The 10,465-nt window shown below is 37.0% G+C and carries 13 protein-coding genes; 7 read left to right on the top strand and 6 right to left on the bottom strand.

Features of this window, described 5'->3' with window-relative positions:
* Positions 1-222 precede the first annotated feature (222 nt).
* The gene (locus tag KI369_RS23885) at positions 223-474 is read right to left on the bottom strand and encodes a YugE family protein (RefSeq protein ID WP_000537644.1); all 252 of its coding nucleotides are present in this window, start codon (positions 472-474) and stop codon (positions 223-225) included.
* 117 nt (positions 475-591) lie between these two features.
* On the opposite strand from KI369_RS23885, the gene KI369_RS23890 reads away from it, so the two are divergent.
* Positions 592-1,743: a MalY/PatB family protein gene (locus tag KI369_RS23890; protein ID WP_212957664.1), complete on the top strand. Its 1,152-nt coding sequence runs from the start codon at positions 592-594 to the stop codon at positions 1,741-1,743.
* A 103-nt stretch (positions 1,744-1,846) separates the two neighbouring features.
* Here KI369_RS23890 and sodC read toward each other — a convergent pair whose 3' ends face one another.
* Together sodC and KI369_RS23900 are read right to left on the bottom strand one after the other, a co-directional pair.
* Complete coding sequence (gene sodC / locus KI369_RS23895; RefSeq protein ID WP_212957666.1) at positions 1,847-2,386, bottom strand: superoxide dismutase family protein; 540 nt, start codon at positions 2,384-2,386, stop codon at positions 1,847-1,849.
* Positions 2,387-2,454: 68 nt separating this feature from the next.
* On the bottom strand, positions 2,455-2,631 hold the full coding sequence (locus KI369_RS23900) for a hypothetical protein (protein ID WP_212957668.1): 177 nt from the start codon (positions 2,629-2,631) through the stop codon (positions 2,455-2,457).
* Between the two features lie 169 nt (positions 2,632-2,800).
* Here KI369_RS23900 and kapB point away from each other — a divergent pair, with 169 nt between their 5' ends.
* On the top strand, positions 2,801-3,184 hold the full coding sequence (kapB, locus tag KI369_RS23905; protein ID WP_212957670.1) for a kinase-associated lipoprotein KapB: 384 nt from the start codon (positions 2,801-2,803) through the stop codon (positions 3,182-3,184).
* Positions 3,185-3,226: 42 nt separating this feature from the next.
* Here the strand turns inward: kapB and kapD are convergent, their stop codons facing one another.
* Positions 3,227-3,850 (bottom strand): 3'-5' exonuclease KapD, encoded by a 624-nt coding sequence (gene kapD / locus KI369_RS23910; RefSeq protein WP_212957672.1) that lies wholly within the window; start codon positions 3,848-3,850, stop codon positions 3,227-3,229.
* 289 nt (positions 3,851-4,139) lie between these two features.
* Here kapD and KI369_RS23915 point away from each other — a divergent pair, with 289 nt between their 5' ends.
* Positions 4,140-5,465: an ArsB/NhaD family transporter gene (locus KI369_RS23915; protein ID WP_000545220.1), complete on the top strand. Its 1,326-nt coding sequence runs from the start codon at positions 4,140-4,142 to the stop codon at positions 5,463-5,465.
* Between the two features lie 58 nt (positions 5,466-5,523).
* On the opposite strand, the gene KI369_RS23920 is transcribed toward KI369_RS23915, so the two are convergent.
* Positions 5,524-5,991 (bottom strand): hypothetical protein, encoded by a 468-nt coding sequence (locus tag KI369_RS23920; RefSeq protein ID WP_212957674.1) that lies wholly within the window; start codon positions 5,989-5,991, stop codon positions 5,524-5,526.
* A gap of 118 nt (positions 5,992-6,109) precedes the next feature.
* Here KI369_RS23920 and KI369_RS23925 point away from each other — a divergent pair, with 118 nt between their 5' ends.
* Both KI369_RS23925 and KI369_RS23930 read left to right on the top strand, forming a co-directional pair.
* A complete protein-coding gene (locus KI369_RS23925; protein WP_212957676.1) occupies positions 6,110-6,823 on the top strand; it encodes a DNA alkylation repair protein in 714 nt (237 codons plus the stop codon).
* 344 nt (positions 6,824-7,167) lie between these two features.
* Entirely contained in the window at positions 7,168-8,544 is a 1,377-nt protein-coding gene (locus KI369_RS23930; RefSeq protein ID WP_000287155.1) for a glycine--tRNA ligase, read from the top strand.
* A 36-nt stretch (positions 8,545-8,580) separates the two neighbouring features.
* Here the strand turns inward: KI369_RS23930 and KI369_RS23935 are convergent, their stop codons facing one another.
* Entirely contained in the window at positions 8,581-8,964 is a 384-nt protein-coding gene (locus KI369_RS23935; protein WP_001140606.1) for a hotdog fold thioesterase, read from the bottom strand.
* Between the two features lie 95 nt (positions 8,965-9,059).
* Here KI369_RS23935 and KI369_RS23940 point away from each other — a divergent pair, with 95 nt between their 5' ends.
* Positions 9,060-9,803, top strand: a complete 744-nt coding sequence (locus KI369_RS23940; protein WP_212957678.1) for a DUF3298 and DUF4163 domain-containing protein — start codon at positions 9,060-9,062, stop codon at positions 9,801-9,803.
* A 50-nt stretch (positions 9,804-9,853) separates the two neighbouring features.
* Positions 9,854-10,447, top strand: coding sequence for a biotin transporter BioY (locus KI369_RS23945; RefSeq protein WP_212957680.1), 594 nt, complete (start codon positions 9,854-9,856; stop codon positions 10,445-10,447).
* Positions 10,448-10,465 lie beyond the last annotated feature (18 nt).

Raw genomic sequence — 10,465 nt, forward strand, 5'->3', positions numbered from 1 at the left:
ACATGTTTATGAAGAAATCATCGCTTTTTCTGCGCAATAATTATAAAGTGAAACTTTAATCAGTGGGGGTTTTGTTCATCCCCCACTGATTATTAGTTGAACCAATCGGACGTTTACGGACAGTTAATCTCCCACCTAACTTCTTTGCTCCAACTGAATTTTGAGGTGGGAGTTTTACTGTCCGTTAACGCGGGATAAAGGGCTGTCGGAAATTCCGACAGCCTACAATGAACAACTTCCGCCTTCTTTTATTACAAGTAATTCCACAGCTAACTTCTCACATTTTTCAAGCGCAGGTACTTCCTCAAAAGACATAAAGTATATATGTTGAATCTTTTTTGCGATGTATTTTGAATCGTCGAACACACTTACGACGTTCACAACATCGCTCGCTTCTGTTTCATAAAACTCCGGTCCCATTTGAAACGGATCCCAATTCTTCACAACCTCTATCATCTTTTCATATGTACCCATTTGCTCCCCGCCTTTTCACTTTTTAATACTTTTCTTTATCCTATCACATCAGCTATTCTATAAGAAGAGAGAGAACTTTCATAACTTAACGGTTTTACAGAAGAAGGGGGCAAACTTATGCAACTATTTCATAAAACAGTCAATCGACGTGGTACTCATAGTACAAAATGGGATACGTATAAAAACGAAGAACTTCTCCATGCTTGGATTGCTGATATGGATTTCGAAGTACCACAACCAATTCAAACTGCTTTAAAGAAACGTATCGAGCATCCTATTTTCGGCTATACACTTCCTCCCGAAAATATTGGAGATATTATTTGTAACTGGACAAAAAAACAGTACAACTGGGATATTCAAAAAGAATGGATTGTCTTTAGCGCGGGAATCGTTCCAGCTCTTAGCACGAGCATACAGGCCTTCACAAAAGAAAATGATTCCATTCTCGTACAACCACCTATTTATCCACCATTTTTCGAAATGGTCACAACAAACAATAGACAATTATGCGTGAGCCCATTATATAAACAAGATAGCGCATATATGATAGACTTCGATCATTTAGAAAAACAATTTGAACAAGGTATTAAACTCATGCTTCTTTGTAGTCCTCACAATCCTATCGGACGCGTTTGGACGAAAGACGAGCTAACGAAACTCGGAGCGTTATGTACAAAATATAATGTAATTGTTGTCTCAGATGAAATTCATGCCGATATTATTTACGGAGATCGTACTCATACACCATTTGCTTCTTTATCTGAAGAATTAGCAGCACGTACCATTACTTGTATGGCTCCGAGTAAAACATTTAATATCGCTGGATTACAAGCATCGATTATTATCATTCCAAACGAAAAACTCCGTCAAGCCTTTACATCTATCCAATATAGACAAGGCTTCCACGGATTAAATACATTTGCCTATACAGCGATGCAAAGTGCCTATACAGAATGCAACGATTGGCTAAATGAAATCCGATTATATATAGAAGATAACGCTCAATTCGCTTGTAAATATATTAAAGATCACATACCTGCTCTTTCTGTAACGAAACCAGAAGGTAGTTTTTTATTGTGGATTGATTGCTCTGCCCTAAACCTTTCTCAAGACGAACGCACTACATTACTTGAGGAAAAAGGAAAAATCATCGTTGAACCTGGTGAGAAATACGGATTAGGCGGAGAAGAACATATTCGAATTAACATCGGCTGCCCAAGGTCTGTTTTAGAAGAAATTTTAAATCGACTGCGCCATACATTTTCATAATAAACTCCTTTTTCAGCTTTTGTCGGTAAATCGATATATTTTAAAAATCGCTGATATATATCAATCTGCGTTTCACAAAAAAAGCTACCATGCACGGTAGCTTTTACTTTTTCTTCATATCCGACGCTTTTTTTACAATGACACCACAAGCAATTCTATCACCCGATTTACCTACTGGTTGTGTCATACCATCATCAGCGTTTTCTGTAATAATAATAGACGCTCCATCTTTTCTATGAATCGTTGTTTTTCCTTCTTCAAGCGTTATGTGCGGCGCATCGATTTCTGCTTTAATTTTCCCAGAACCGTCTGCGATTACGTTCGGTAAATCACCGTTTTCTGCACCTTTCGGATTAAGGAGTCCATGCTTTTTATTATCAGGGTTAAAATGATTCCCAGCTGATTCAAAACGTGGTGCTTTACACTCACCAATTTCGTGCACATGTATGCCGTGCGGGCCAGGTGCGAAACCTTCCCCTTTAATCGTAATTTTCACTCCGCTTGTTTGCTGTACTACTTTTGCAGTTCCCACTTCATCACCTGAAGCGTTATGTAATTTCACGTCAATTTCTTTCGGCTTTCCTTGGTCACAACCTGCCATCAGAAATAATAAACAACAACTGAAAAAAAGCCGTTTTGTCATTCTATTCCCTCCAAAATACATTCTGCCCTTAGATTGTCCGAGCATAGAGGGAAACATACAAAAATGAGTTACTGTTTCTTGTCAGCTAACAGTTTTTCTTCAACTTTCTGTAATTGCTCCGCTTCTCGTTTTGATACACGAATAAACATACGCCACGTAGCAACAGCACCAATGATAAATAGAACGCAAACAATCCCTGGAATAATATATTCTGTTTTATCTTCCGGAAAATATAAAGGCATCATATGGAACACCACTCCTTATTATAGGATTCAAAAACCATCAGAATTTTCTGTTATATTATTTAAAATTATAGTTGAACCGATTCATATTCTCAAGGGGGGCGTTCCGAAAGCGAATGATTTCTTTGACTCCTCCTCTTACTTTCCTTACTATAAACTTGAGGTGAAAAATATGAGAGAAACAATTGAAATTGGCGAGATCGTTACTGGTATTTATAAAACTGGAAAATACATCGGTGAAGTTACAAATAGCCGTCCTGGCAGTTACGTCGTAAAAGTATTAGCCGTTTTAAAACATCCGGTGCAAGGTGACTTACATAACGTAAAACAAGCGGAAGTACCATTTTTCCATGAAAGACGTGCTTTAGCTTTCCGTGAACAGACGAACATTCCAGAACAAATGGTGAAGAAATATGCAGGAGAAATTCCAGAGTATACAGAGTCACTCAAATTAGCATTAGAAACTCAAATGAATTCATTTTCTAAAGATGATTCACCTTTTGCGGTTCGTAGTCTAGAAACATTAGAGCAGTTAAAAAAAGACTACAAACTATAAAAAAAACAAAACGACCAAATTACATACTGTGCAATTTGGTCGTTACTGTGTACTCACTTTCTTTAACACTTTTGAAAAATCAACGAGTTCTCCTAATGTCGGAGGTGCTGGTTTCACTAAATACTCTTTATCTTTTTCTACTAACTTAAAAATATTATACGTCGTCATCGCATCATCTAGCGCACAATGATGCTTACCCGTCCCTACTTTTCCATACGCCTCAATTGCTTTCCACAATCCTGTTTGATTTCTCTCACCAAAAAACTTCTTATACTCCATTGATAAATCACGGCACTGTCCTAAGAAAGGAAAGTCGACTCCCGCCATTTCACAATTATGCTTCAACACTTTCATATCCATATTTCCCCACGTAACAATGGTTGGTTTACATCTCCTTTCATATTCTGCAAGTTTTTCAACGAGTTCTGGAAACGAAATTCCTTTATCTACAGCTTCTTGTTTAATCCCTAAAAATTTCTTACATCGATCCGTTAAAGAAGGAAAAGTTTTCGGCCTAACATGAGCTGAATATGTGTCTTCTACCTTACAACCAACAACCGAAACGAGTCCTACCTCAATAATTTCCGGGAAAAATCCTTTTGGTTTTTTTCTGTGCTGGGGCATCGTAAACTCAAAATCCAAAAATAAAAATCGTTGTTCATCCATACGATCCCTTCCTTATCATCTTTGTCATTCCTTTCTATTTGACACTCCTACACGAACAAGCTCGAATGCTAATTCCATTTTAAATATTCAGATTGGATGTATCTTATATATATGTCAAATGCCCGCAAATATTTTTAAAAATACGAAAAAATGACCTTTGCAGAAAATATAACAAAATAAGCCCTTTCATTTACATCCGACATTTTTCTAATTTATAATGACGTTATGTGTGTTTCATCTAGTTAATTTTTGACACACTAATAAAAGTGAATGAAAGGAGATGAGAGTTTTGCACGAAACAACGCAAGAGCTCGCAAACTGGCAGTATTATTTTGCTATCGCAGTCTTTTTAATTACATATGCCATTATTATTTCTGAAAAAATTAATCGCGCTGTCATCGCACTTCTTGGTGCAGCACTCATGGTAATTATGGGGGTCGTTGATTTACACAACGCCTTTACGAAACATATTGAATGGGGGACGATTACACTACTCATCGGTATGATGATTTTGGTGAACATTACGAGTAAATCGGGCGTCTTCCAATACGTTGCCATTAAAGCAGCAAAAGGAGCACAAGGAAATCCAATCAAAATTTTAATTTCACTTTCCTTACTTACTGCACTTGGTTCCGCATTTTTAGATAACGTTACAACTGTACTTCTTGTTGTTCCAGTTACTTTATCTATTACGCGCATATTGCAAGTAAATCCTGTTCCTTATTTACTTTCTGAAATTATTTTTTCAAACATTGGAGGAACAGCAACATTAATCGGTGATCCACCTAATATTATGATTGGTTCTGCAAATAAGCATTTAGACTTCAATGCATTCTTGATAAACTTAGCGCCAATCGTAATTATTATTATTGCAGTGACAGCAGTCATACTTTACTTCATGTACCGTAAACAATTAATTGCTGATCCTGTACAAGTTAAAAAATTAATGAGCCTAGATGAAAAACAATACATTAAAGATCCAGTATTAATGAAAAAATCTTTAACAGTACTTGGACTTACAATTGTAGGTTTCATGACTCATTCGATTTTCCACATTGATGCAGCCATCATCGCTTTAACTGGCGCTACTGTACTTATGTTAATCGCTGTGAAAGAACATGAAATTGAAGAGGTATTCGCAAGTGTAGAATGGGTAACAATCTTCTTCTTCGCAGGACTATTCGTACTCGTTGGAGGACTTATCGATATCGGCCTTATTAAAATGCTAGCTCAAAAAGTAATTGGCATAACAGGCGGAGATATTTCTTACGCATCTATCCTTATTTTATGGGTATCTGGTATCGCCTCCGCAACAATTGATAACATTCCATTCGTTGCAACAATGATCCCACTTATTAACGATATGGCAGTTGGGCTAGGTTTATCACCTTCTGACGCACAAATCGACGTATTATGGTGGGCATTAGCATTAGGTGCTTGTCTAGGTGGAAACGGAACATTAATCGGTGCTTCTGCTAACGTAATTGTTGCAGGTATCGCAAGCCGCGAAGGACATAAGTTTAGCTACATGGACTTCTTAAAAGTCGGTTTCCCAATTATGATCGTTTCATTAATCATTTCTCATATTTATATTTATTTACGCTACCTTATGTAGTAGAAAAAGCGCTCTGATAATCAGGGCGCTTTTTTCATTACACATATTTAAAATAAACTTACTCGTTATACCTCACCGGCTCATTTCGAATAATGAACAAGTGAATCGGCAAGAACACCGAAAATGTGATGGTATGAATAATCGTAAATAATATAGAATTCGTTCCATACCTATCTAAAATTGCGTAGATCAGATAAATAGATAGCACAATCGATACAGCTGTTGCTATTAAATATAAAATTGGTACGAAATTAAAAATGAAACATGCGACATATATACCGAATACTTTCCATCCTGCTTCTTCTTTCAAGAAATCTGGTAATTTGTCTTTCGCTAAATCCCCCCATATCTTACTATTTAAAAAAGGAATAAATGCCAGAGCACCATCGGTTGCACCATCATTTTTCGCCATCGTATACAGTGCAAAAGCCGTTAATAAATATGCAATAACTGCCCAAATCAATATAACAAGAATAAACGCAAAACTAAGAGCAAAGAAACCTGCTAGTACGCCTTGATCTTCCATCTCATCCTCTCCTCTCTACTCTCAACATATTTCATTACTTTACAAGTTATGTTTTAAAATTTATCCAAACTCTCTGTATAATAAAATAAGCAAGATAATAAGAGAGGAGAACCTACTTATGCACCCATTTGTAAAAGCTTTACAAGAGCACTTCACAGCAAATCAAAATCCAGAAAAAGCAGAACCGATGGCACGTTATATGAAAAATCACTTCCCATTTCTCGGTATTCAAACTCCGGAGAGAAGACAGTTATTAAAAGACGTTATTCAAACACATACTCTCCCAGATCCAAAAGACTTCCAAGTTATCGTACGTGAGCTTTGGGATTTACCAGAACGTGAATTTCAGGCAGTAGCACTCGATATTATGCAAAAATATAAAAAGCATATAAACGAAACGCATATCCCCTTCTTAGAAGAACTCATTGTCACAAAATCTTGGTGGGATTCTGTCGATAGCATCGTCCCTACATTTTTAGGCAATATCTTTTTAAAACATCCGGAATTAATTTCTGCCTATATTCCAAAATGGATCGCATCAGATAACATATGGTTACAACGCGCCGCTATTTTATTCCAGCTAAAATATAAACAAAAGATGGATGAAGAACTTCTTTTCTGGATCATTGGACAACTACATTCTTCAAAAGAATTTTTCATTCAAAAAGCGATTGGCTGGGTCCTTCGTGAATATGCAAAAACAAAGCCGGATGTAGTTTGGGAATACGTGCAAAACAATGAGCTCGCTCCATTAAGTAAACGTGAAGCAATTAAGCATATTAAACAACATTACGGAATAAATAACGAAAAAATAGGCGAGACTCTATCATAGATAGACGCGTTCCTCTATTGAGATTTAAAAAAGAACGTGTTAGAATATGTTCATTATTATTAATATAAGTAGCGATGACGGACTTATAAGTACTTGCACAAAAAGCGATTCAGGGATAGTGAAAGCCTGAAGAAGCAAGGAAACGGCAGTCTCGAGCAATACGTGATAAAGTGGATGCACCTTTTGTGTATCAACTAGGGTGGAACCGCGGGCAAACGCTCGTCCCTAGGCAATTAAGCCTTGGGATGAGCGTTTTTTTATGTTTTTCAAAGCATATACTGCTTTTCACCAGTACCTGAGCACGTCATCGCCAATACGTTAACTTTCAAAAGGAGGATTTTATTATGTATTCAATGGAACAAGTAGTAAACTTAGCGAAACATCGCGGTTTCGTTTTCCCTGGTTCTGAAATTTACGGTGGTCTTGCAAACACTTGGGATTACGGTCCACTTGGAATCGAATTAAAAAATAACGTTAAAAAAGCTTGGTGGAAAAAATTCATTCAAGAATCTCCATACAACGTTGGTTTAGACGCAGCTATTTTAATGAACCCAAAAACTTGGATCGCTTCTGGTCACGTTGGTAACTTCAACGATCCAATGATCGACTGTAAAAAATGTAAAGCGCGTCACCGTGCTGACAAATTAATTGAAGATGCATTAGATGCAAAAGGCATTGAAATGGTTGTTGACGGTCTTACTTTCGACCAAATGGCTGACTTAATGAAAGAACATGAAGTAAAATGTCCTGATTGTGGTAGTGAAGAATTCACTGAAATCCGTCAGTTCAACTTAATGTTCAAAACATTCCAAGGTGTTACAGAGTCTAGCACAAACGAAATCTTCCTTCGTCCTGAAACAGCACAAGGTATTTTCGTAAACTTCAAAAACGTACAACGCTCTATGCGTAAAAAGCTTCCATTTGGTATTGGCCAAATCGGTAAGAGCTTCCGTAACGAAATCACGCCTGGTAACTTCACATTCCGTACACGTGAATTCGAACAAATGGAACTTGAATTCTTCTGTAAGCCTGGTGAAGATTTAGAGTGGTTCGCATTCTGGCGTGAAACTTGTAAGAACTGGTTACTTTCACTTGGTATGACTGAAGAAAGCATGCGTCTTCGTGACCACGGTGAAGAAGAGTTATCTCACTACAGTAACGCAACAACTGATATTGAATTCCGATTCCCATTCGGTTGGGGCGAACTATGGGGCGTAGCATCTCGTACAGACTTCGATTTAAAACGTCACATGGAACACTCTAACGAAGACTTTAACTATATTGATCCACAAACGAATGAGCGTTACGTGCCATACTGCATCGAACCATCTTTAGGTGCTGACCGCGTAACATTAGCATTCTTATGTGATGCATACGAAGAAGAGCAATTAGAAAACGATTCTCGTACAGTTCTTCGTTTCCACCCTGCTTTAGCACCATACAAAGCAGCTATCTTACCATTATCTAAAAAGCTATCTGAAGGTGCTACTGAAGTATTTGCAGAACTAGCTAAAGACTTCATGGTAGACTTTGACGAAACTGGTTCTATCGGTAAACGTTACCGTCGTCAAGACGAAATCGGTACACCATTCTGTATCACTTACGACTTCGACTCTGTTGAAGACAAAGCTGTTACAGTACGTGACCGTGACACAATGGAACAAGTTCGTATGCCAATTAGCGAACTAAAAGGTTTCTTAGAGAAGAAAATCCAGTTCTAATTATAAAAAAGAGGCAGCTCATGAGAGCGCCTCTTTTTACTTTTCACGTTTTTCTTTAATTGCTACTGTACATCGTGATATGCATAGTAAATCATCATTTTCATCGATGATACGCACATCCCAAACCATCGTTGAATGTCCTCTATGTATCGGTGTCCCTATCGCTGTTACAATTCCATCTTTCTTTGAGCGAATGTGATTCGCATTAATTTCCAGACCGAAACAGATGCATTTCTCTTGATCAATTAAATTGTATGAACCAACACTTGCTACTGTTTCTGCTAATGCAAGAGATGCACCACCGTGTAAAAAACCAAACGGCTGATGCGTACGCTCATCAACAGGCATCGTAGCAACCACCTTATCTTCTGTCATCTCTAACAACTCAATTCCAAGTGAATCCATTAAAGTTTTTGCCATATCGTTTCCCCCTTCTCTTACTGCAATTAAATGTATAATTTTACCTATTTATTTTCAAACTACTTATAACACTTAAATAAGGAGGTTTCACCTAAATGAAACAGAAATTTTGTATATTACTGCTTATGTTCTCCTTGCTGACTATTGTACCAAATTGTACACTAGCAGCCAAAGCATCCAACCTGAAAATCGATGTTCAGACTGTAACGCAAAAAGGTAAGAAACCTTATATAGAATATCAAATTAACAGACCTTCGTTTCACAATTTTTCCGATTCTAAATTTCAAAATAAGCTCAATTTGTATTACAAAAAGTCTACTGATAAATTTAAAACTAAATTAGAAAAAGACGCAAAAAAATATTATAAAGAAACAGAAGGATCTAGTACACCTTTTCATCCGTACGTAGCGAATGTTGATTATAAAGTCTCCTTAAATAAATCACCGTTTCTCAGCCTATATTTGAATTACTATCAATATACAGGCGGAGCACACGGTCTTTATACGTGGAAAGCAAACACATTTGATTTAAATGAAAAAAAGTTACTACACTTAGACGATTTATTTCAACAAGAAGATACATATAAAGAAGTAATACGCGCTGAGATCGTAAGACAAATTAAACAAAATGAAAGTATTTATTTTCCCGATGCAACTGAAAAGGTCATGAGCACGAAAAAGTTTCACTTCTTTTTAGAACCGGACAATCTCGTCATTTATTTCCCTTTATATGAGATTGCTCCTTATTCAAGCGGAATTCCACAATTTCGTATTCCGTATACGCTGCTAAGAGACTATTTGAAGCCTTCTTATCAAAATATTTTAATTGACAACAAGTAAATATTTTCGCTACGATAATGTTAACCTAAAAACAACAGGAGGTTAACATTATGAGAAGATTTCATGTTTTAGATTTAGCATTAGCTGCCATGTTCGTTGCTCTTATGGCCATCGGTGCAAATATTGTATCTTGGGCACCATTCTTACAAGTAGCGGGCATCCCATTATCTATGCAACCATTTTTCGCAATTTTAGCAGGGCTTCTTCTTGGAAGTAGACTTGGCGCATTATCAATGACGGTTTATATGCTTGTTGGATTAGCAGGTGCGCCAATCTTCGCTAACTTCAAAGCTGGATTTGGAGCACTTTTAGATCCTACTGGTGGTTTTATTATCGCATTTATTATCGTTGCTTACGTATCAGGAAAACTCGTAGAACAAAAGGACAAACCAACATTTCGTACATTTGCAATTGCCTCTTTCACAGGAATCATTTTAACTTATATTATCGGTACTACTTATATGTACGGGGCAGTCAATTTCTTCATGGGCGGTAATATGAGCTATAAAGCGGCTTGGATGATTATGATGTGGTTCGCAGTAAAAGATATTGTATTTACAATTATCGGTGCTATTATTGCACCTCGCATATACTATGCTGTACGCCGTTCCGCTTATCAGCATTCTCATTCGACGATTTCATAAGAAAAAAGAGTTATTTCA

Origin of the sequence: Bacillus sanguinis, assembly GCF_018332475.1 — a bacterium.
Lineage (GTDB): Bacteria > Bacillota > Bacilli > Bacillales > Bacillaceae_G > Bacillus_A > Bacillus_A sanguinis.